This is a genomic window from Streptomyces sp. NPDC002104 (genome assembly GCF_053593795.1).
Window position 1 is genome coordinate 17,280 of the sequence record NZ_JBSFDF010000058.1, and the last position, 21,856, is coordinate 39,135.

The 21,856-nt window shown below is 69.8% G+C and carries 19 protein-coding genes; 17 read left to right on the plus strand and 2 right to left on the minus strand.

Annotated features, from left to right (window positions below; genetic code table 11):
- Positions 1 to 56: 56 nt before the first annotated feature.
- The 16 genes from typA (at position 57) to ACWCP2_RS32915 (ending at position 19,430) form a co-directional block, all read left to right on the plus strand.
- Positions 57 to 1,961, plus strand: a complete 1,905-nt coding sequence (gene typA, locus ACWCP2_RS32840) for a translational GTPase TypA (protein WP_274549404.1) — start codon at positions 57 to 59, stop codon at positions 1,959 to 1,961.
- A 440-nt stretch (positions 1,962 to 2,401) separates the two neighbouring features.
- The gene (locus ACWCP2_RS32845) at positions 2,402 to 4,036 is read left to right on the plus strand and encodes a peptide ABC transporter substrate-binding protein (protein WP_450912207.1); all 1,635 of its coding nucleotides are present in this window, start codon (positions 2,402 to 2,404) and stop codon (positions 4,034 to 4,036) included.
- 174 nt (positions 4,037 to 4,210) lie between these two features.
- On the plus strand, positions 4,211 to 5,143 hold the full coding sequence (locus ACWCP2_RS32850) for an ABC transporter permease (protein ID WP_450912229.1): 933 nt from the start codon (positions 4,211 to 4,213) through the stop codon (positions 5,141 to 5,143).
- Complete coding sequence (locus ACWCP2_RS32855; protein WP_450912208.1) at positions 5,136 to 6,083, plus strand: ABC transporter permease; 948 nt, start codon at positions 5,136 to 5,138, stop codon at positions 6,081 to 6,083. Before ACWCP2_RS32850 ends, ACWCP2_RS32855 begins: the two co-directional genes overlap by 8 nt.
- A gap of 20 nt (positions 6,084 to 6,103) precedes the next feature.
- Entirely contained in the window at positions 6,104 to 7,150 is a 1,047-nt protein-coding gene (locus ACWCP2_RS32860) for an ABC transporter ATP-binding protein (RefSeq protein ID WP_450912230.1), read from the plus strand.
- Positions 7,143 to 8,195: an ABC transporter ATP-binding protein gene (locus tag ACWCP2_RS32865; RefSeq protein ID WP_450912209.1), complete on the plus strand. Its 1,053-nt coding sequence runs from the start codon at positions 7,143 to 7,145 to the stop codon at positions 8,193 to 8,195. Before ACWCP2_RS32860 ends, ACWCP2_RS32865 begins: the two co-directional genes overlap by 8 nt.
- 188 nt (positions 8,196 to 8,383) lie before the next feature.
- Positions 8,384 to 9,298 carry a GNAT family N-acetyltransferase gene (locus ACWCP2_RS32870; RefSeq protein ID WP_450912210.1) on the plus strand — a complete coding sequence of 305 codons (915 nt, stop codon included), beginning with the start codon at positions 8,384 to 8,386 and terminating at the stop codon, positions 9,296 to 9,298.
- A 230-nt stretch (positions 9,299 to 9,528) separates the two neighbouring features.
- Positions 9,529 to 11,157, plus strand: a complete 1,629-nt coding sequence (locus ACWCP2_RS32875; RefSeq protein ID WP_450912211.1) for a peptide ABC transporter substrate-binding protein — start codon at positions 9,529 to 9,531, stop codon at positions 11,155 to 11,157.
- Positions 11,158 to 11,188: 31 nt separating this feature from the next.
- Positions 11,189 to 12,112: an ABC transporter permease gene (locus ACWCP2_RS32880; protein ID WP_450912212.1), complete on the plus strand. Its 924-nt coding sequence runs from the start codon at positions 11,189 to 11,191 to the stop codon at positions 12,110 to 12,112.
- Positions 12,105 to 13,112, plus strand: coding sequence for an ABC transporter permease (locus ACWCP2_RS32885; protein WP_450912213.1), 1,008 nt, complete (start codon positions 12,105 to 12,107; stop codon positions 13,110 to 13,112). Before ACWCP2_RS32880 ends, ACWCP2_RS32885 begins: the two co-directional genes overlap by 8 nt.
- Before the next feature lie 12 nt (positions 13,113 to 13,124).
- Complete coding sequence (locus ACWCP2_RS32890) at positions 13,125 to 14,099, plus strand: ABC transporter ATP-binding protein (protein WP_450912214.1); 975 nt, start codon at positions 13,125 to 13,127, stop codon at positions 14,097 to 14,099.
- Positions 14,092 to 15,120 (plus strand): ABC transporter ATP-binding protein, encoded by a 1,029-nt coding sequence (locus ACWCP2_RS32895; protein ID WP_450912215.1) that lies wholly within the window; start codon positions 14,092 to 14,094, stop codon positions 15,118 to 15,120. The genes ACWCP2_RS32890 and ACWCP2_RS32895 overlap by 8 nt, the downstream gene beginning before the upstream one ends.
- Before the next feature lie 357 nt (positions 15,121 to 15,477).
- Positions 15,478 to 15,672 carry a hypothetical protein gene (locus ACWCP2_RS32900; RefSeq protein WP_250741735.1) on the plus strand — a complete coding sequence of 65 codons (195 nt, stop codon included), beginning with the start codon at positions 15,478 to 15,480 and terminating at the stop codon, positions 15,670 to 15,672.
- 51 nt (positions 15,673 to 15,723) lie between these two features.
- Complete coding sequence (gene mshB / locus ACWCP2_RS32905) at positions 15,724 to 16,632, plus strand: N-acetyl-1-D-myo-inositol-2-amino-2-deoxy-alpha-D-glucopyranoside deacetylase (RefSeq protein ID WP_450912216.1); 909 nt, start codon at positions 15,724 to 15,726, stop codon at positions 16,630 to 16,632.
- Entirely contained in the window at positions 16,629 to 17,012 is a 384-nt protein-coding gene (locus ACWCP2_RS32910; RefSeq protein WP_450912217.1) for a DUF6113 family protein, read from the plus strand. Before mshB ends, ACWCP2_RS32910 begins: the two co-directional genes overlap by 4 nt.
- Positions 17,013 to 17,249: 237 nt before the next feature.
- Positions 17,250 to 19,430, plus strand: a complete 2,181-nt coding sequence (locus ACWCP2_RS32915) for a hypothetical protein (RefSeq protein ID WP_450912218.1) — start codon at positions 17,250 to 17,252, stop codon at positions 19,428 to 19,430.
- Positions 19,431 to 19,557: 127 nt separating this feature from the next.
- Here the strand turns inward: ACWCP2_RS32915 and ACWCP2_RS32920 are convergent, their stop codons facing one another.
- Together ACWCP2_RS32920 and ACWCP2_RS32925 are read right to left on the minus strand one after the other, a co-directional pair.
- Positions 19,558 to 20,355 (minus strand): transglutaminase-like domain-containing protein, encoded by a 798-nt coding sequence (locus ACWCP2_RS32920; RefSeq protein ID WP_450912219.1) that lies wholly within the window; start codon positions 20,353 to 20,355, stop codon positions 19,558 to 19,560.
- Complete coding sequence (locus ACWCP2_RS32925; protein ID WP_450912220.1) at positions 20,352 to 21,344, minus strand: GNAT family N-acetyltransferase; 993 nt, start codon at positions 21,342 to 21,344, stop codon at positions 20,352 to 20,354. Before ACWCP2_RS32925 ends, ACWCP2_RS32920 begins: the two co-directional genes overlap by 4 nt.
- 117 nt (positions 21,345 to 21,461) lie before the next feature.
- Here ACWCP2_RS32925 and fdxA point away from each other — a divergent pair, with 117 nt between their 5' ends.
- Positions 21,462 to 21,791 carry a ferredoxin gene (fdxA, locus tag ACWCP2_RS32930; protein ID WP_030011906.1) on the plus strand — a complete coding sequence of 110 codons (330 nt, stop codon included), beginning with the start codon at positions 21,462 to 21,464 and terminating at the stop codon, positions 21,789 to 21,791.
- Positions 21,792 to 21,856 lie beyond the last annotated feature (65 nt).

A 21,856-nucleotide genomic window follows, 5' to 3' on the forward strand; every position in this document is an offset into this window, starting at 1 on the left:
GGCGCGCGTGCCGGACCGTACGCGTCGCCATCCACGATCCCGGGAGAAGCGCCGAAGTGCCCACGCGCCACGACATCCGTAACGTCGCCATCGTCGCCCACGTCGACCATGGCAAGACGACCATCGTCGATGCCATGCTCAAGCAGGCCGGTGCCTTCGCCGCCCACCAGCACCTCGACGACCGCATGATGGACTCGAACGACCTGGAGCGTGAGAAGGGCATCACGATCCTCGCCAAGAACACGGCGGTGAAGTACCACCCGAAGGACGGGTCGGCCCCGATCACGATCAACATCATCGACACCCCCGGCCACGCCGACTTCGGTGGTGAGGTCGAGCGCGGTCTGTCCATGGTGGACGCGGTCGTCCTGCTGGTGGACGCCTCCGAGGGCCCGCTGCCCCAGACCCGTTTCGTCCTGCGCAAGGCCCTGCAGGCGAAGATGCCGGTCATCCTCTGCATCAACAAGACGGACCGCCCGGACTCCCGGATCGACGAGGTCGTCAACGAGACGTACGACCTCTTCCTCGACCTGGACGCCGACGAGGACCAGATCGAATTCCCGATCGTCTACGCCTGTGGCCGTGACGGCGTGGCCTCGCTGACCAAGCCGGAGGACGGCACCGTCCCCGCGGACAGCGACAGCCTGGAGCCCTTCTTCTCCACCATCCTGGCCCACGTCCCGGCCCCGGTGTACGACGAGGAGGCCCCCCTCCAGGCCCACGTCACCAACCTGGACGCGGACAACTTCCTCGGCCGCATCGCGCTGGTGCGCGTGGAGCAGGGCGAGCTGCGCAAGGGCCAGACCGTCGCGTGGATCAAGCGGGACGGCACCATCTCCAACGTCCGCATCACCGAGCTGATGATGACCGAGGCGCTCACCCGCAAGCCGGCCGAGGTGGCAGGCCCGGGTGACATCTGCGCGGTGGCCGGTTTCCCCGACATCATGATCGGCGAGACCCTGGCCGACCCGGAGAACCCGATCGCGCTCCCGCTGATCTCGGTCGACGAGCCGGCGATCTCGATGACCATCGGTACGAACACCTCCCCGATGGTCGGCCGCGGCGGCAGCGGCAAGGGCGCGGACGCCAAGTCCGCGGTCAAGGACCGCAAGGTCACCGCCCGCCAGGTCAAGGACCGTCTGGACCGCGAGCTGGTCGGTAACGTCTCGCTCCGCGTCCTCGACACCGAGCGTCCCGACGCCTGGGAGGTCCAGGGCCGTGGTGAGCTCGCGCTCGCCATCCTGGTCGAGCAGATGCGCCGCGAGGGCTTCGAGCTGACCATCGGCAAGCCGCAGGTGGTCACCCAGGTCATCGACGGCAAGGTGCACGAGCCGGTCGAGCGCATGACGGTCGACGTCCCCGAGGAGCACATGGGCGCGGTCACGCAGCTCATGGGCGTCCGCAAGGGCCGCATGGACAACATGTCGAACCACGGCTCCGGCTGGGTCCGCATGGAGTTCGTCGTCCCGTCGCGCGGCCTCATCGGCTTCCGTACCGAGTTCCTGACCGGTACGCGCGGCACCGGCATCGCGCACTCGATCCACGAGGGCCTGGAGCCGTGGTTCGGCCAGCTGGTGACCCGTAACAACGGTTCGCTCGTCGCCGACCGCGCCGGTTCGGTCACGCCGTTCGCGATGATCAACCTGCAGGAGCGCGGTGTCCTGTTCACCGAGCCCGGCACCGAGGTGTACGAGGGCATGATCGTCGGCGAGAACTCCCGCGCCGACGACATGGACGTGAACATCACCAAGGAGAAGAAGCTCACCAACATGCGTGCGGCTTCGGCGGACAACACCGAGAACGTGGTGCCCCCGCGCAAGCTCTCCCTGGAGCAGTCCCTGGAGTTCTGCCGCGACGACGAATGCGTCGAGGTGACCCCGGAGGCCGTCCGCATCCGCAAGGTCGTCCTGGACCAGAAGGACCGCTCGCGCACCGCGTCGCGCGCCAAGTCCGGCAAGTAGTCGCGTAGGACCTGGGTCACACCTGGGTCCTGTCCGGCGACGGCTCAAGTGAACAGCCCTCTTCGTCACGTACACCGTGACGGAGGGGGCTGTTCGCTTTTGTCAAGCGGATTGTTTCGGTCCGGTGTCCGCATACCGACCGTGACACTCCGGAAGAAGAGCTAACAGTCCGTTTCGTTCATGTCTGTCTCCTATCCGTTTGTCCGGATTTCGGGTTTTAGCCGTAGTGCGATGTTGTGAAAACGAGACCACTTAAGTGTGGTTTACGGTCAGGGCGTCCCTGAGGATGGCTCCATTGAGCTCGGGTCAATGGGTCACACGCTGTGGGGAGCGTCGACTCACGAGCACACTCGGGACACCGGTCCTATCGCCGTCAGGGGTGTCGGCGAAACGCGCCTGTGTCCTTCACATCAGACAGTGGACTCATGAGGAGGAAACCCATGCGCGGTGCCAAGAGCGCCAAGTGGGTAGCGGGCGCGATTGTCGTCGCCCTGGCAGCGACTGCCTGCGGCGGTGGCGGCGGCAAGTCCGGCGCCAGCGGTGAGGCCGACCCGAACGGCATCTTCTCGGTCGAGGTGGGCGAGCCGGAGAAGCTCCTCCAGCCGGCCGACACGATGGAGTCCAACGGCTCGATCGTCATGTCGGGCCTGTTCTCGCAGCTCGTCGACTACGACGCCGACGGCAAGATCGTCAACGTCAACGCCGAGTCGGTCACCAGCACGGACAGCAAGCTCTGGACCGTCAAGCTGAAGCCGGGCTGGACCTTCCACGACGGCACCAAGGTGACCGCCGAGTCCTACGTCAAGGCGTGGAACTGGGCCGCGAACATCAACAACAAGCAGGGCAACGCGTCCTGGTTCGCCGACATCAAGGGCTTCGAGGCCCTGCACCCCGAGGCCGAGGGCGCCAAGCCCACCGCCGAGGCGCTCACCGGTCTGAAGATCGTCGACGAGAACACCTTCACCATCGAGCTCAACAACGCGGTGCCGTACTTCGCGTACAAGCTCGGCTACGAGGTCTTCTCCCCGCTGCCCGCCTCGTTCTACGCGGACCCCGCGGCCGCCGGTGAGAAGCCGGTCGGCAACGGCCCGTACAAGTTCAAGTCCTGGGAGCACAAGAAGCAGATCGAGCTGACCCGCTTCGACGACTACAAGGGCGAGAACAAGGCGAAGAACGGTGGCGTGATTCTCAAGAACTACTCCACCCTCGAGACCGCCTACGAGGACCTGAAGTCGGGCAACGTCGACGTCCTGCGTCAGATCGGCCCGAAGGACCTCCCGGTCTACCGCGCCGACCTCGGTGACCGCGCCGTGGACCAGGCGTACTCCGCCGTCCAGACGCTGGCCATCGCGTACTACGCCGACCAGTGGTCGAAGCCGAAGAAGATCGACCCGAAGGTCATCCAGGGTCTGTCGATGGCGATCGACCGCGACACCATCACCAAGACCGTGCTCCAGGGCACCCGCGAGCCGGCGACCGGCTGGGTCGCCAAGGGCGTCCTCGGCTACACGCCGACCGGCTCCGGTGACGTCACCAAGTACGACCCGGCGAAGGCCAAGGCCCTCATCGCCGAGGGCGGCGGCGTCCCGAACAACGAGATCTTCATCCAGTTCAACTCGGATGGCGGTCACAAGGAATGGGTCGAGGCTGTCTGCAACAGCATCACCCAGGCCACGCAGGTCAAGTGCACCGGTGACGCGAAGCCCGACTTCCAGGCCGACCTCACCGCCCGCAAGACCAAGCAGGTCAAGTCGATCTACCGCTCCGGCTGGGTCCTCGACTACCCGGTGAACGCCAACTTCATCAGCGACCTGTTCCGCACGGGCGCCGGCGGCAACCAGGGTGGCTTCAGCAGCCCCGAGCTCGACGCGAAGATCGCCGCCGCGGACACCGCGCCGACGCTCGACGAGTCCGTGAAGGCCTACCAGGCCATCGAGAAGGAGCTCGTCAACTACATGCCGTCGATCCCGCTCTGGTACTACAAGGTCAACGCGGGTTACTCGGAGAAGGTCTCGAACGTGAAGTACGCCCAGGACGGCGACCCGATCCTCGAAGGTGTCGAGGTCAAGAAGTAAGTCCCACAGCGTAATTCCTTTCGACGGATGTGGGCCGGCGGGGAGCCGGCCCACATCCGGGCCTACATGCAGCGCCCGGGGGGCCCTTTCGCGACGCAGTGACGATCCCGTCACGCGCGTGCGTGGCGAAAGGGCCCGTCCGGCTGCGCCTGCCGCATCTTCTACGGAGGCATGATGGGGCGCTATGTCGCACGACGACTGCTCCAGATGATCCCGGTCTTCTTCGGGACGACCCTGCTCATCTTCTTTATGGTGTTCAGCCTGCCCGGTGACCCCGTGGCCGGGCTCTTCGGGGACAAGGGTGTAGACCCGGCCACGCTCGCCGCACTCCGGCACGAGCACGGTCTGGACCTACCGATCTGGCAGCAATACTGGAACTACATCTCCGGCATCCTGTTCCACTTCGACTTCGGAACGCAGATCCGAAGCGGACGCGCGATCACCGAGGTCATCGGAGACGCCTTCCCGGTCACGCTCCGGCTGGCCTTCTTCGCGTTCGCCATCGAGATCGTCCTGGGCCTGACCCTCGGGATCATCGCCGGTCTCAAGGCCGGCAAGTTCGTGGACAACCTCATCCTGATTTTCACCCTGCTGATCATCTCGATGCCGGTCTTCGTCCTGGGCTTCATCGTCAAGACGGTGTTCGCCTTCCAGCTCGGCTGGATCGACCCCAACGTCTCCAACCAGGCGACGTGGTCCGAACTGATCGCCCCCGCCATGGTTCTGGGCTCGTTGTCCCTCGCCTACGTGGCGCGCCTGACGCGCACCTCGATGGCCGAGAACCTGCGGTCCGACTACATGCGGACCGCGATCGCCAAGGGCCTGCCCAAGCGCCGCGTCATCGGCGTGCACCTCATGCGCAACTCGATGATCCCCGTCGTCACCTTCCTCGGCACCGACATCGGCGCCCTCATGGGTGGTGCGCTCGTGACCGAGGGCCTCTTCAACGTCAAGGGCGTCGGCGGTCTGATCTACGACTCTGTCGTCCGCCGCGAAGGGATGACCGTGGTCAGCGTCGTCACCTTCCTGGTGGTCGTCTACCTGATAGCAAGCCTGCTCGTCGACCTCCTCTACGCGGTCATGGACCCGAGGATCCGGTATGCCTGACACGACCCAGACCGAAGTCGTCAAGACCGGGGTGCAGCAGCCCCCGGTCGGCCCCGTCGCTCCGCTCAAGGCCGAGAAGGCGCGCAGCCTCTGGGGCGACGCGTGGGTGGACCTGCGCCGCAATCCCTACTTCGTGGTCTCCTCGGTACTGATCTTCGTGCTCCTGGTGATCTCCGCCTTCCCGGGCTGGTTCACCAGCATCGACCCCACCAAGGGCGACCTGGTCCACCACTTCCTCGGCAAGCCCGAGCTCGCCAAGGTCGGTTCTCCCGAGTGGCTCGGCTGGGACGGCCAGGGACGCAGTGTCTACTCGCGGCTCATCTACGGCACCCGCGCCTCGATCATCGTCTCCGTGTCGGTCACCGCGATCGTCACCGTCGTCGGCGGCATCACCGGCATGCTCGCCGGCTACTTCGGTGGCCTGACGGACACGCTGATCTCCGGGATCACGAACATCTTCTTCGGCATCCCCTTCCTGCTCGGCGCGATGGTCGTCCTGCAGGCCTTCGCCGACCGCACGGTGTGGACGGTGGTCTTCGCGCTCGCCTTCCTCGGCTGGACCCAGATCAACCGCGTCATGCGCGGCGCGGTCATCACCGTGAAGCAGTCCGACTACGTGCACGCCGCGAAGGCGCTGGGCGCCGGCACCTCCCGGATCCTCTTCCGGCACATCCTGCCGAACGCCATGGCCCCGGTGATCGTGGTCTCCACGATCGCCCTCGGCGGTTACATCGCGGCGGAGGCGACCCTGTCCTACCTGGGTCTGGGCCTCGCCTCCCCGTCCATCTCCTGGGGCATGGACATCTCCGCGGGTGCGGCCCAGATCCGAGTGGCCCAGCACATCCTGCTGTACCCCTCGATCATGCTCAGCATCACCGTCCTCGCCTTCATCATGCTCGGCGAAGCGGTCCGCAACGCCCTCGACCCCAAGCTGCGCTGAGGAGGGCGTAAGTGATCACCATGGACAACACCTCCAGCGTTCCCTCCCCGCGTGACGGGGACCCGCAGACGCCGCTCCTCGAAGTGCGCGACCTGCACGTCGAGTTCCACACCCGCGACGGTGTGGCCAAGGCAGTCAACGGCGTCAACTACTCGGTGAGCGCCGGCGAGACCCTCGCCGTCCTCGGCGAGTCCGGCTCCGGCAAGTCCGTGACGGCGCAGGCCATCATGGGCATCCTCGACATGCCCCCCGGCAAGATCCCGCAGGGCGAGATCCTCTTCCGCGGCCAGGACATGCTCAAGATGTCCTTCGAGGAGCGGCGCCAGCTGCGCGGCCGCAAGATGGCCATGATCTTCCAGGACGCCCTGTCCTCCCTGAACCCGGTGCTCACCGTCGGCTACCAGCTGGGCGAGATGTTCCGCGTCCACGAGGGCCTGTCGAAGAAGGCCGCCCGGCTCAAGGCCATCGAGCTGATGGACAAGGTCAAGATCCCGGCGGCGAAGGAGCGGGTCGACGACTACCCGCACCACTTCTCCGGCGGTATGCGCCAGCGCATCATGATCGCCATGGCGATCGCGCTGGAGCCCGACCTGATCATCGCGGACGAGCCGACCACCGCCCTGGACGTCACCGTCCAGGCCCAGGTGATGGACCTGCTCGCGGAGCTCCAGCGCGAGCTCAACATGGGGCTGATCCTGATCACCCACGACCTCGGCGTGGTCGCCGACGTCGCGGACAAGATCGCCGTCATGTACGCCGGCCGGATCGTCGAGACCGCACCGGTCCACGAGATCTACAAGCGCCCGGCGCACCCGTACACCCGGGGCCTGCTGGACTCGATCCCGCGCCTGGACCAGAAGGGCCAGGAGCTCTTCGCGATCAAGGGCCTGCCGCCGAACCTGCTGCGCCTGCCCACCGGCTGCTCGTTCAACCCGCGCTGCGTCGCCGCGCAGGACATCTGCCGGTCCGAGATCCCCGCCCTCCAGCCCGTCAGCGAGCAGGACGGCAGCGAGCTGGCCGGCCGTCACAGCGCGTGCCACTTCTGGAAGGAGCAGATCCATGGCTGAGCTCACCAAGAACGCCCCCGAGCGCGAGCCGATCCTCCAGGTCCGCAACCTGGTCAAGCACTTCCCGCTGACCCAGGGAATCCTGTTCAAGAGGCAGGTCGGCGCGGTCCGCGCGGTCGACGGGATCTCCTTCGACCTGTACCGGGGCGAGACCCTGGGCATCGTCGGCGAGTCCGGCTGTGGCAAGTCCACCGTCGCCAAGCTGCTGATGAACCTGGAACGCGCCACCGCCGGCGAGGTCTTCTACAAGGGCCAGGACATCACCAAGCTGTCCGGCCGCGCCCTGAAGGCCGTCCGCCGCAACATCCAGATGGTGTTCCAGGACCCGTACACCTCGCTGAACCCGCGCATGACGGTCGGCGACATCATCGGCGAGACCTACGACATCCACCCCGAGGTGGCCCCCAAGGGCGACCGGCGCCGCAAGGTGCAGGAGCTCCTCGACGTCGTCGGTCTCAACCCGGAGTACATCAACCGGTACCCGCACCAGTTCTCCGGCGGCCAGCGCCAGCGCATCGGCATCGCCCGCGGCCTCGCGCTCAACCCGGAGATCATCATCTGCGACGAGCCGGTCTCCGCGCTCGACGTGTCGGTGCAGGCCCAGGTCATCAACCTGATGGAGAAGCTGCAGGACGAGTTCAACCTCTCCTACATCTTCATCGCGCACGACCTCTCGATCGTCCGGCACATCTCCGACCGGGTCGGCGTCATGTACCTCGGCAAGATGGCCGAGATCGGCACCGACGAGCAGATCTACGAGCACCCGACGCACCCGTACACCCAGGCGCTGCTCTCCGCGGTGCCGGTGCCGGACCCGGCCGCCCGCGAGGGCCGCGAGCGGATCATCCTCACCGGTGACGTCCCCTCGCCGGCCAACCCGCCGTCGGGCTGCCGCTTCCGCACCCGCTGCTGGAAGGCCGAGGAGAAGTGCTCCGTGGAGGAGCCGCTGCTCGCGATCCCGGAGCGGTTCCAGGGCGTCACGTCGCTGGCCTCGCACGAGTCGGCCTGTCACTTCGCCGAGGAGAAGGCCGTCCTGGGCGTCTGACCTCCCAGGCAGCGACACAGCAGCACAGCAGCACAGCGGCACCACAGGGCGCCCGTCACCGGATCCACTCCGGCGGCGGGCGCCCTGCTCTTTCGCACCGGGCGTCCGCGGGTGACGGTACGGGGGAGGGGCACGCGCCCCGGGCCGGCTGACGGCGCCCCGACGGCCGGCGTGGTCTGATGGCCCGCATGCTCACCGTACGGCCCGCCGGGCCCTCCGACGCCGGGGACATCTGCGGGCTCCTCAACGCCATCGACCGGATCGAGATCGGCCGCCCGGAGACCGACCTCGGCGCGGTGGAGGCCGATCTGCACCACCCCGACGTCGACCTGGAGGCGGACTCCTTCCTCGCCTTCCACGGCGGGCGGCTCCTGGGCTACGCCCTGGTGTGGGCCGACTCCGGCCCCGGCCGGGCCGACTGCCACTTCCGGGTCCTGCCGGGCCGGCGCGAGGCCGCCGTCCGGCTGCTGGAGCGGGTGGAGACCCGGGCCCGCGAACTCACCGCCGGAGCCCCGCACCCCGTCCTGTGGCTCGCGCCGAGCGGCGGACGCACGCTCGACCCCGGCCTGCTGCCCGGCCGCGGCTACCGCACGGTGCGCCGCCACCGGGTGCTGACCCGCGCGCTCGGGCCCGCCGACACGCCCCCGGTCCCGCCCGCGGGGCTCACCCTTCGCCCCTGCGACGGGGACGCGAGCGAGCGCCGCCGTGCGCACGCCCTGATCGAGGAGACCTTCGCCGCGCACTTCGGGCACGTGGAGCGCCCGTACGAGCCCTGGCTGGACCACATCGACGGCCGCGCCCTGGACTGGTCGCTGGTGTGGATCGCGAGCCTGCCCGGGCTCGGCGACGCGGGGGTCGTGCTCACCCGCGACGACCGCACCAGCATGGGCTGGCTCAGCCACCTCGGCGTACGCGCCGAGGCCCGCGGCCGGGGCGTCGGCTCCTACCTGCTGCGCCACTGCTTCGCCGCCTACGCCGCCCGCGGCCGCGCCACCCTGGGCCTCGGCGTGGACACGGCCAACAGCAGCGGAGCGCTCGCCCTGTACGAGGCGCACGGGATGACGGCCCATCACACGGTGGACACCTGGCAGCTGGCGCTGTGATCCGGGCCGACACCCTGCCCGCGCCCCTGCCCGCGCCTCTGCCCGACTCCCTGCCCGCGCCCCCGCCCCGCTCCGGGCCGCGGCCTTGAGCCGTCGCCCCGGCTTTGCACTCGCAGGGGTGACAGGCGGGGGGCACGAGGGTGCAATCGGTCCAACGAGGAGTGTGCGGGACCCCACATAGGGTGACATTGGGCCCTAAGTGAGTCTTGGGATCCATGAGGAGGCACTCCATGCGCGGAGCCACCCACGCCAAGTGGGCCGCATGTGCGGCGGCCGTCGCCCTCGCGGCGACCGCCTGCGGCGGCGGAAGCGACAGCGGCGGAGGCGGCGCGGACGGCATCGTCAGCTCCTCGTGGGGAGACCCGCAGAACCCGCTGGAGCCGGCCAACACCAACGAGGTCCAGGGCGGCAAGGTCCTCGACATGATCTTCCGGGGGCTCAAGCGGTACGACCCCGAGACCGGTGAGGCGAAGAACTTCCTCGCCGAGAAGATCGAGACCACCGACAGCCAGAACTTCACGATCACGCTGAAGGACGGCTGGAAGTTCAGCAACGACGAGCCGGTCACCGCGCAGTCCTTCGTGGACGCCTGGAACTACGGCGCGGACGTCACCAAGAAGCAGAACAACTCGCCCTTCTTCTCCGACATCGTCGGCTACGCGGACGTCCACCCCGAGAAGGGCGACCCCAAGGCCAAGACCATGTCCGGGCTGGTCGTCAAGGACCCCAAGACCTTCACGGTCGCGCTCAAGGAGAAGTTCTCCACCTGGCCCGAGACCCTCGGCTACCAGGCGTTCTCCCCCCTGCCCAAGGCCTTCTTCACCGACCACGACGCCTGGCTGAAGAAGCCCGTCGGCAACGGCCCGTACACGGTGGACTCGTACACCAAGGGCACCGGCATGAAGCTGCGCAAGTGGGACGCCTACACGGGCGCGGACAAGGCGGTCAACGGCGGAGTGGACCTGAAGGTCTACACCGACAACAACACCGCCTACACCGACCTGATCTCCGGCAACCTCGACCTGGTCGACGACGTCCCGGCGCAGCAGCTGAAGAACGTCGCGAACGACCTCGGCGACCGCTACATCAACCAGCCGGCCCTCATCATCCAGACCCTCACCTTCCCGCTGTACGACCCGCAGTGGAACAAGGAGGGCATGGACAAGGTCCGCCGCGGCATCTCGATGGCGATCAACCGCGACGAGATCACCAAGCAGATCTTCCGCGAGACCCGCACCCCGGCCAAGGACTGGACCTCCCCCGCCCTCGGCGACAAGGGCGGCTTCTCCGCCACCGCCTGCGGCGAGGCCTGCTCCTTCAACCCCGCCGAGGCCAAGAAGCTCATCCAGGAGGGCGGCGGCCTGCCCGGCGGCAAGGTCTCGCTGACCTCCAACGTGGACACCGGCTCGCACCGCGAGTGGATGGACGCCGTCTGCAACAGCATCAACAACGCGCTCGGCGAGGGCCCGGTCTGCACGGTCAACCCGATCGGCACCTTCGCCGACTTCCGCAACCAGCAGAGCGCCTTCAAGCTGACCGGCCCCTTTCGCTCCGGCTGGCAGGCCGACTACCCCCTGATCCAGAACTTCCTGGAGCCGCTCTACTACACCGGCGCCTCCTCCAACTACGGCAAGTTCAGCAACCCGGACTTCGACAAGCTCGTCGACGCGGCGAACCGCGAGAGCGACGCCGCCAAGGCGACCGCCACGTTCAAGGACGCCGAGAAGATCCTCGCCGAGCAGATGCCCTCCATCCCGCTCTGGTACCAGAACGGCAGCGCGGGCTACGGGGAGCGGGTCTCGGACGTGAAGCTCAACCAGTTCAGCGTCCCGGTGTACGACCAGATCAAGGTCAGCTGACCCTTCAGACGGATCGAACCTGGAGCAGTCCATGGGACGTTATGTGATCCGGCGACTGCTCCAGATGATCCCCGTGTTCATCGGCAGCACGTTCCTGATCTTCTTCATGGTGTACGCGCTCGGTGACCCCGTCGCGGCCCTCTTCGGCGACAAGGCCCCCGACCCCGCCACCGCCGCGCGCATCCGCAAGGACCTCTACCTCGACCAGCCCCTGTGGAAGCAGTACCTGCACTACATGGGCCAGATCTTCCAGGGCGACTTCGGCACCGCCTTCAACGGCCAGAAGGTCACCGAACTCATGGCCTCGGCCTTCCCGGTGACCCTGCGCCTGACCATCGTCGCGATCGCCATCGAGATCGTCGTCGGCATCACCCTCGGCGTGATCAGCGGCCTCAAGCGCGGCAAGTCCATCGACAGCGGCGTGCTCGTGCTCACCCTCGTCGTCATCTCGGTGCCCACCTTCGTGACGGGCTACCTCCTCCAGTTCGTCTTCGGCGTCAAATGGGGCTGGGTGCGCCCCACCGTCTCCCCGGACGCCCCCTTCAGCGAACTGATCCTGCCGGGCATCGTCCTCGCGCTGGTCTCCCTCGCCTACGTCACCCGGCTGACCCGGACCTCCATCGCCGAGAACGTCAAGGCCGACTACGTCCGCACCGCCGTGGCCAAGGGCCTGCCCCGGCGCCGGGTCGTCACCCGCCACCTGCTGCGCAACTCGCTGATCCCCGTGGTCACCTTCATCGGCACCGACATCGGCGCCCTGATGGGCGGAGCCATCGTCACCGAGCGGATCTTCAACATCCACGGGGTCGGCTACCAGCTCTACCAGGGCATCCTGCGCAACAACTCCCCGACGGTGGTCGGCTTCGTGACCATCCTCGTGATCGTCTTCCTGCTGGCGAACCTGCTCGTCGACCTGCTCTACGCGGTCCTGGACCCGAGGATCCGTTATGCCTGAGCCCGACCCCGAGCGCGCCGCCTACGATCCGCTGGGCCCCGGCCCGTACGAGTCCGTCGCCCCCACCGGCCAGGGAGGAGCCATGGATCTCGCCCTGGAAGAGGGCGAAAGCCTGGAGAAGGAGCTCGGCGCGGGCCCCGCCGGCCCCCAGGAGCGGGCCCGCTCGCTGTGGTCCGACGCCTGGCACCAGCTGCGCCGCAACCCGGTCTTCATCGTCTCCACGCTGCTGATCCTCTTCCTCGTGATCATCTCCATCTGGCCCCAGCTCATCGCGAGCGGCGACCCGCTCCAGTGCGACCTGTCCAAATCGCAGCAGGGCTCCGCCCCGGGCCACCCCTTCGGCTACGACACCCAGGGCTGCGACGTGTACACCCGCACCGTCTACGGGGCCCGCGCCTCCATCACCGTGGGCATCTGCGCCACCCTCGGCGCGGCCCTGCTGGGCTCCGCGCTCGGCGGGCTCGCCGGGTTCTTCGGGGGCTGGGGCGACGCACTGCTCTCCCGGGTCGCCGACATCTTCTTCGGCATCCCCGTGGTCCTCGGCGGCCTGGTCTTCCTGTCCGTGGTCACCAGCACCACCGTCTGGCCCGTCGTCGGCTTCATCGTGCTGCTCGGCTGGCCCCAGCTGGCCCGCATCGCCCGCGGCTCGGTCATCACCGCCAAACAGAACGACTACGTCCAGGCCGCGCGGGCGCTGGGCGCCGGCAACGGCCGGATGCTGCTGCGGCACGTGGCACCCAACGCCATCGCGCCCGTCATCGTCGTCGCCACCATCGCGCTCGGCACCTACATCGCGCTGGAAGCCACCCTGTCCTTCCTCGGCGTCGGCCTGCGGCCGCCCACGGTCTCCTGGGGCATCGACATCTCCAACGCCGCCTCGCAGATCCGCAACGCCCCGCACATGCTGCTCTACCCGGCGGGCGCGCTCAGCATCACCGTGCTCGCGTTCATCATGCTCGGCGACGCGGTGCGCGACGCCCTCGACCCCAAGCTGCGCTGAGGAGCCCCGCACATGCTGCTCGAAGTGCGCGATCTGCACGTGGAATTCAAGACGCGGGACGGCGTCGCCAAGGCCGTCAACGGGGTCAACTACTCCGTGGCCGAGGGCGAGACCCTCGCCGTGCTCGGCGAGTCCGGCTCCGGCAAGTCGGTCACCGCCCAGGCCGTCATGGGCATCCTCGACATGCCGCCGGGCCGCATCGCGGGCGGCGAGATCCTCTTCAAGGGCAAGGACCTGCTGAAGATGAAGGAGGAGGAGCGCAGGAAGGTCCGCGGCGCCGAGATGGCCATGATCTTCCAGGACGCCCTTTCCTCCCTCAACCCGGTCCTGAGCGTCGGCGCGCAGCTCGGCGAGATGTACGAGGTCCACCGCGGGATGTCCCGCAAGGACGCCCGCACCAAGGCCGTCGAACTGATGGACCGGGTCAAGATCCCGGCGGCGCGGGAGCGGGTGGGGGACTACCCGCACCAGTTCTCCGGCGGCATGCGCCAGCGCATCATGATCGCCATGGCGATGGCCCTCGAACCCTCGCTCATCATCGCGGACGAGCCGACCACCGCCCTCGACGTCACGGTCCAGGCCCAGGTCATGGACCTGCTCGCGGAGCTCCAGCGCGAGCTCAACATGGGCCTGATCCTGATCACCCACGACCTCGGCGTCGTCGCCGACGTCGCGGACAAGATCGCGGTCATGTACGCCGGCCGGATCGTCGAGGCCGCGCCCGTCCACGAGATCTACCGGAACCCGGCCCACCCCTACACCCGGGGCCTGCTGGACTCCATCCCGCGCCTGGACCAGAAGGGCCAGGAGCTGTACGCCATCAAGGGCCTGCCGCCCAACCTGCTCGCCATCCCGCCCGGCTGCGCCTTCAACCCGCGCTGCCCGATGGCCCGGGCCGTCTGCCGCACCGACGTACCGCCGCTGGCCGAGGTCGGACCGGACCGCGCCAGTGCGTGCTTCTTCTGGAAGGAGTGCCTCGGTGGCTGAGCCCATCCTCGTGGTGGAGGACCTGGTCAAGCACTACCCGCTGACCCAGGGCATCCTCTTCAAGAAGCAGGTCGGCGCCGTCAAGGCCGTCGACGGGGTCTCCTTCGACCTGCGGGCCGGGGAGACCCTCGGCATCGTCGGGGAGTCGGGCTGCGGCAAGTCCACCGTCGCCAAGATGCTGGTCAACCTCGAACGCCCGACCGCGGGCGCGATCACGTACAAGGGCGAGGACCTCGCCAAGCTCTCCGCCAGGGCCCTGAAGGCCGCGCGCCGCAACATCCAGATGGTGTTCCAGGACCCGTACACCTCCCTGAACCCGCGCATGACCGTCGGCGACATCATCGGCGAGCCCTACGAGATCCACCCCGAGGTGGCCCCCAAGGGCGACCGGCGGCGCAAGGTCCAGGACCTGCTGGACGTGGTCGGCCTCAACCCGGAGTACATCAACCGCTACCCGCACCAGTTCTCCGGCGGCCAGCGCCAGCGCATCGGCATCGCCCGGGGCCTCGCCCTCCAGCCGGAGATCATCGTCGCCGACGAGCCCGTCTCCGCCCTCGACGTCTCCGTCCAGGCCCAGGTGGTCAACCTCCTGGAGCGCCTCCAGGACGAGTTCGGCCTCTCCTACGTGTTCATCGCGCACGACCTCTCGATCGTCCGGCACATCTCCGACCGGGTCGGCGTCATGTACCTGGGCCGGATCGTCGAGATCGGCACCGACACCCAGATCTACGACCACCCCACCCACCCGTACACCCAGGCGCTGCTCTCCGCCGTCCCGGTCCCCGACCCGGCGGCCCGCGCCGGCCGCGAGCGGATCATCCTCTCCGGCGACGTGCCCTCCCCGGCCAATCCGCCGTCGGGCTGCCGCTTCCGCACCCGCTGCTGGAAGGCCGAGGCGCGCTGCGCCTCCGAGGTCCCGCTCCTGGAGATCCCGGCCTTCCTCCCGGTTGGCCCGGCGGCCCATCCTTCGGCCTGCCACTTCGCCTCCGAGCGGACCGTCGTCCCGCCGACCAAGGAGTGAGCTGCGGGCCCCCGTGACCGCTCATTTCTCGCCACAGCTGTGAACGGCACCTGGCATATCCACAACTCGGTTTACACGTAGGCAACTTGACCGTTTCTGTCCCGAGATCTGGGCCGGGCAGCCTGGATTCGTGCGGCCGTGCGGGTGCCGACAGCCGGCCGGGGAGGCGTACAGCTTCCCCGGCCGGCACTCCTGTGACCCCGGACGTGCGCGGCGTGCGCCCCTCGTGCTGCCGGAATCGATCGATGTTGCGGTACGGATAGTTATGATCCGTAGCGCACGGTGGGTATGACTCTGCCGAGCACCGAGTTGCGAGTACGCGAACCCGATGTCCGCTCGACGTGGAGGTGAAACGCCGTGGCACTATCGATCTCGGCCGTGGTGCTGCTGGCAGTCGTCGTCTTCCTGCTGGTCCGGCGTTCGGGCCTGAAGGCGGGTCACGCAGTGGTCTGTGTACTGCTCGGCTTCTATCTGGCGAGCTCGACCGTGGCTCCGACGCTCTCCCAGCTGACCAACAATGTGGCGAGCATGATCAGCGGCCTCAAGTTCTAGCGGCGTTCCGGGTCCGCGGGCCGGGCCGCCGTTTCTCGTAGGGTTACCCCCATGAACGGTCTTCCCGCCCATCGGCTCCTGCTCGTGCACGCGCACCCGGACGACGAGTCGATCAACAACGGCGTCACCATGGCCAAGTACGCGGCCGAGGGCGTCCACGTCGCGTTGGTGACCTGCACGCTCGGCGAGGAGGGCGAGGTCATCCCGCCCGCCCTCGCCCACCTGACGGCCGACCGCGACGACACCCTCGGCGCCCACCGCGTCGGCGAGCTCGCCGAGGCCATGAAGGAACTCGGCGTCGCCGACCACCGCTTCCTCGGCGGCCCCGGCCGCTACCGGGACTCCGGGATGATGGGCGCCGAACAGAACCGCCGGCCCGGCGCCTTCTGGTCGGCCGACGTGGACGAGGCCGCGGGGTACCTCGTGGAGGTGATCCGCGAACTGCGCCCCCAGGTCCTCGTCACCTACGACCCGGACGGCGGCTACGGCCACCCCGACCACATCCAGGCCCACCGCGTGGCCACCCGCGCCGCCGGACTGGCCGCGGAGCCCGCGTACCGCCCGGACCTCGGGGCGCCCCACGCCATCCAGAAGCTCTACTGGAACCGCGTACCGCGCACGGTCGTCGAGGAGGGCTTCGCCCGGCTGCGCGAGGCCGGGAGCGAGGTGCCCTTCCCGGCACCCGCCGCGCCGGACGACGTACCGGGCGTGGTGGCCGACGAACGGATCACCGCCGAGATCGGCGGGGACGAGGCCGCCGAGCAGGCGTTCGTGGCCGCGAAGACCGCCGCGATGCGCGCCCACGCCACCCAGATCGCGGTGGACGGGCCCTTCTTCGCGCTCTCCAACGACCTCGCGCAGCCGCTGTTCACCCACGAGTACTACGAGTTGGCCGCGGGCCTGCCGGGTACCCCGGCGGGCGAGCGCGAGCGCGACCTCTTCGCGGGGGTGGAGGCGTGACGACCACGTGGAACGGTGCGCGGATCGCCGCCCTGCTCGGCCTGTTGGCGGCGGGGGTGCTCACCGGCGCGGCCGGCTGGCTCGTGGTCGACCTGTGGTTCCCGGGCGGACTGGTGCTCGCGCTCCTCGCGCTCTTCGGCCTGTTCGCCGGAGCCCGCATCGCCCTGGGCACCGGCGTCGGGGTGGGAGCCGCCACGGGTGGCTGGTTCCTCTCCTACGTGCTCCTCGGTGTGCCCCGGCCGGAAGGGGACTTCCTGCTTGGTTCGTCCGGAATCAGCATGTACGTCTACCTTTTGGGTGGAGTGGTGCTCGCTGTGATGTGCGCCACGATGAACATCGCGGGAGACCGGCCGGTTTCGGCCGCGGGGAAGGCCGGGTGACGCGGCGTCGGCCGCGCACGACGCCTTGACGAGCGGCTCGGCCGGTGCGTTCGCGCACCCCCGGCAACCGGGCGACAGGTGCTCAGGAGGGTTGCGCGGGGGGCGTCCAGGAGGCCAAGGGGAACCCTTCGTTCCCGGCGGCCGGGTGCATGTGGGCGGTGGCCAGTATGGTGGACCGGCCGCCGAGCTGCCCGCGCACGCTATGACGGGCGGCGGAGCCGATCGGGAGAACCTGCCTTGAGCCGTGAAACTGACAGTCCGCCCGCCGGGCCCAACGGGCGCGGCGCGGCCGCCTACCCGTCGGGCACGCCGCCGTACGGATCAGGCCAGAATCCGCCCACGACAGTGCCCCCCGGTCCGGGCACGGCGACCATCCCGGAGGAGAGTTCAGTGACCGCACCGCCCGCGAAGCCGTCCACACCCGATTCCGACGGGCCGAAGACGGAGACCCAGCTGACGACCCGGATCCGGATCAACATCCCGGGTTCGCGGCCGATTCCGCCCGTGGTCGTACGCCAGACCATGCCCGAAGCCGAGGCGGGGCCCGAGCCCGAGCCCGCCGCCCCGGTGCCCGCCCCCGAACCGAGTCAGGGCGAGGAGACGGCCAGCAACTGGTTCGCGCCGCGCAAGACCGCCCCGGCACCCGCCCCGCAGCAGGCTCCGGCCCCGCCGCGCGGCCCGGCTCCGGCCCAGCCCGGCGGCCCGCGCTTCGACGGCCCCCCGCAGCAGGGCTTCGCCCAGGGCCCGGCGGGCCCGCGCCCCGGCGCACCGATGGGTCCTGGCCCGGGCGCGCCGATGGGTCCCGGCTCGGGTGCTCCGATGGGCTCCGGTCCGGGTGCTCCGATGGGGCCTGGCTCGGGTGCGCCGATGGGTTCCGGCTCCGGTGCTCCCATGGGTCCCGGCCCGGGTGCGCCCATGGGCTCCCGCCCCGGTGGTCCCGGTCCCGCTCCGGCGCGGTCCGGCGGCCCGCGCTTCGACGGGCCCCCGCAGCAGGGCTTCGCCCAGGGCCCGGCCGGCCCGCGCCCCGGCGCGCCCACGGGCCCCGGCCCCGGCGGACCCGGTGTCGGCACCGGGCCGGGCGCCGGTTACCCCGCGCCGCCCGCGGGCCCCGGCGGCCCCGGCGGCCCCCGTACGGGTGCCCCCACGGGCCCCGCGCAGGGTCCCGGCGCCGCGTACGGCAACGGCAACGGCAACAGCAACGGCCCCGGCTCCGGCTCCGGTCCCGTCGCCCAGGCCCTCGGCACTCCCGTCCCGCCGGCCCCGGCGTGGCCCGGCACCGGCCCGGGCCGTGGCCCGGACGGGCCGACGGGCGGGCCCGCGCTGGGCTCCGTACCGGTGGGAGGGGCGCAGGAGCCGAGCTGGCCCGGCCCCGAGCTGGACTCCACCGGGCAGCTCCCGCCCGTGCCGGCCTCGGCGCCCGTGAACAGGACCAGGCCCCAGGCGGCCGCTCCCGCGTCCGCCCCGGCCCGGCCGGCGAAGAAGGGCCGCAACAAGCTGGTCCTCGTCGGCGGAGCCCTCTTCGGGCTGCTCGGCGTGGCCTACGGAGCCGGGCTGCTCCTGAACCACTCCGACGTCCCCAAGGGCACCACCGTGCTCGACGTCGACATCAGCGGCACCCGCGACGAGGCCGTCGCCAAGCTCCAGACCGCCTTCGGCAACCGCGCCGCCACCCCGCTCCAGCTCACCGTCGGCGGCAAGAAGGTCGAGCTGAAGCCCGAGAAGGCCGGCCTGAGCCTGGACAGCCAGACCACCGTCCGCAACGCGGCGGGCAGCGACTACAACCCCGTCACGGTCATCGGCTCCCTGTTCGGCAGCCAGCGCGCCGCCGAGGCCGTCATGCCCACCGACGAGGAGAAGCTGCGGGTCGCCCTCCAGGAACTGGCCGGCACCGCCGGTTCCGCCGTCGAGGGCACCATCACCTTCGACGGCGGCAAGGCCGTCGCCGTGCCCGGCAAGGCCGGTTCCACGCTCGATGTGGACGGCTCCGTCACCCTGGTGACCAAGGCCTTCCACGACCTGGTCGCCAGCGGCCGGGCCGCCCCCGTCGAACTCCCGGTCGCCACCAAGGACCCGGTCGTCGACAAGGCCGAACTGGACCGCGCCATGAAGGAGTTCGCCCAGCCTGCGATGTCGGCCCCGGTCCTCGTCAAGGCGGGCGCCAAGTCCATCCCGCTGGGCGCCAAGTCCCTGCCGAAGATCCTGAGCATGCAGGTCGTGGACGGCCACCTCGTCGAGAAGTACGACCTGGAAGCCCTCAAGACGGCCTACGGGAACACCTTCGACGGCGTCCTCATCATGCGCGGGACCGGCGAGAAGACCGCCGTCACCCCGCAGGACGTCGCCGGAGTCCTCGGCAAGGCCCTCCGCGGCAAAACCACCGCCGAACGCACCGCGGTCATCGAAACCAACCCGAGCTGACCGCCCGAGCCTCGGAGCCCCTCCCCGCACAACGGCGAGGGGCTCCAGCCGTGTCCGGCCCCGCAGGCGTCCGAGGCCCGGGGGCCGGGGCGGAGCCCCAGGGGGTCCGGGCAGGGCCCGGGGACCCCTAGTTCAGCAGGGCCCGCGCAGCCATCGCCTCGGCGCGAATCCGCACCGCCGCCGGCGGATCGATCACGTCCACGACCACCGCGTAGGACTCCATCTCCACCGCCCCCGCCACGAACTCCCCCCGCTCCACCAGCAGCTTCGCCCGCTCGTACCGCAACGCCGCGGGATGCGAGGGCAGCAGCAGCGCCAGGTCCAGCGCCCACAGCGCCACCCCCGACTGCTCGGGCCGTGAAGAGGCCCACGCCCGGATGTTGTTCAGGATCCGCAGCACGATGTCCATCGTGCGCGCCGCGGTCCGCGGCCCCGGCCCCGCCGCCAGCTCCGCGGGACCCGCCCCCAGCGAGGCGCCCCCCGCGAAGGGGTCGACGACCACGCCCTCCTCGGGATCACCGAAGCCCACCACGAAGTGCCCCGGCAGGGCCAGCCCGTACACCGGGGCCCCGGCCCGCCGGGCCACCTCCAGCCAGACCACGGACAGCAGGATGGGCAGCCCGCGGCGCCGTCGCAGCACCTCGTGCAGCAGCGAGGACGAGAGCCGGTCGTAGTCGGCCGGGGTGCCGTGGAAGCCGAGCCGTCCGCCCAGCAGCTCCGACACCGCCGAGGCCCACGCGCGGGCGCCCCGCAGCCCGTACGGCAGCATCCCCGCCAGCCGGTCCAGCTCGATCTGCGCCCAGTCCATGGCCCGTTCGTCGAGCTCCGGATCCCCCTCCGCGGCCAGCAGCAGGCACAGCGTGGCCAGGTCGGGCCGCTCCGCCCGCGCCTCGGCGGCGAACCGCTCGCGCCAGGGCGAGGTCACCGATCCGCCCGGCGGTAGTGGTGGTAGGCGTGGTGCGTCCCGAAGCCCATCCCCCCGTACAGCCCCCGGGCCCCGGCGTTGTCGCTCTCCACCTGCAGCCACGCGGCCGACGCGCCCTCCTCCAGCGCGCGCCGCGCCAGCGCCGCCATCACGGCCGTGGCCAGGCCGCGGCGCCGGTGCTCCGGGTCGACCTCGACGGCCGCGAACCCGGCCCACCGGCCGTCCACCACGAGCCGCCCGATCGCCCGGCCGGGCACCGTCGCGAACCACACCGAGGGCCCCGCCGTCAGGACGCGGCGCGCGGTCGCGGGGTCCTTCACCCGCCCGTAGCGGGAGAGCCAGTCCTCGTCCGGCGTACGGGTCAGCCGTACGCCCGCGACCACGGAATCGTCCACGTCGAGGTCGCCCACCGCCGCGAGCCCGCCGACCTGGACCTCCGCCGACACCTCGCGCGCCCAGCCCCGGTCCTCCAGCTCCGCGCACAGCAGCTCCTGCGTGCCCGCGGCCCCCGTGGCGGTCTGGACGTAGGCCGGAAGACCCCGCTGCGCGTACCAGGAGGTCACCCGCGCGAGTGCATCGTCCACCGGAACACCGGGATCGCCGAGCGGCAGTACGGAGTTGGCCCGGCGGGTGAATCCGCCGGCCGCGCGCAGCGTCCACCCGCCCAGCGGCTCGCTCTCCAGCGGCACCCAGGCCCGCGCGCAGACCCGCGAGAGCTCCTCGAAGGAGGCCGCCGGCCCCCTGCGGCGCGCCGGTGCGGCCGGTACGACCTTGCCCGCCACCAGCGAGGATTCCGCGATGCGGACGGACTCGCCGGTCTTTCGTGTGATCGTCACCACACCCGTGTTCCAGGATGTGAGAACCCCTACGGTGTCCGTGAAACGGGGGGTCCCGGTCGAGCCGTGCTCCACCTGTCGCACAGAGACACGTTTACCCACGTCAGCGGGTGTAATCCGGATCTCCAGCCGTCCACCGGCAGTGATTTCCACAGCTCTGTCCGCCCCTCCTGTTCGGATCGTGCCCGGGAACGGAGATACTAGAGGCGGGCATCGACGACGCCGCGCTCCCGCGCGATATGGAAAGCCCTTATGAGGAGGAACGAGAGCGTGACCTACGTCATCGCGGAGCCTTGTGTCGACGTCAAGGACAAGGCATGCATCGAAGAGTGCCCCGTCGACTGCATCTACGAGGGCCAGCGGTCCTTGTACATCCACCCGGACGAGTGCGTCGACTGTGGTGCGTGTGAGCCGGTCTGCCCGGTCGAGGCCATCTTCTACGAGGACGACACCCCGGAGGAGTGGAAGGACTACTACAAGGCGAACGTCGAGTTCTTCGACGAGCTCGGTTCGCCCGGTGGTGCCTCCAAGCTCGGCCTGATCGAGCGCGACCACCCCTTCGTCGCGGCGCTGCCCGCCGGCATCAACGGCGAGCACTGACCTTTCCGGCAGTAGCGCCACTCGGTCCCGTACGGCTCGCAGCCGCACGGGACCGAGGTGTTTGC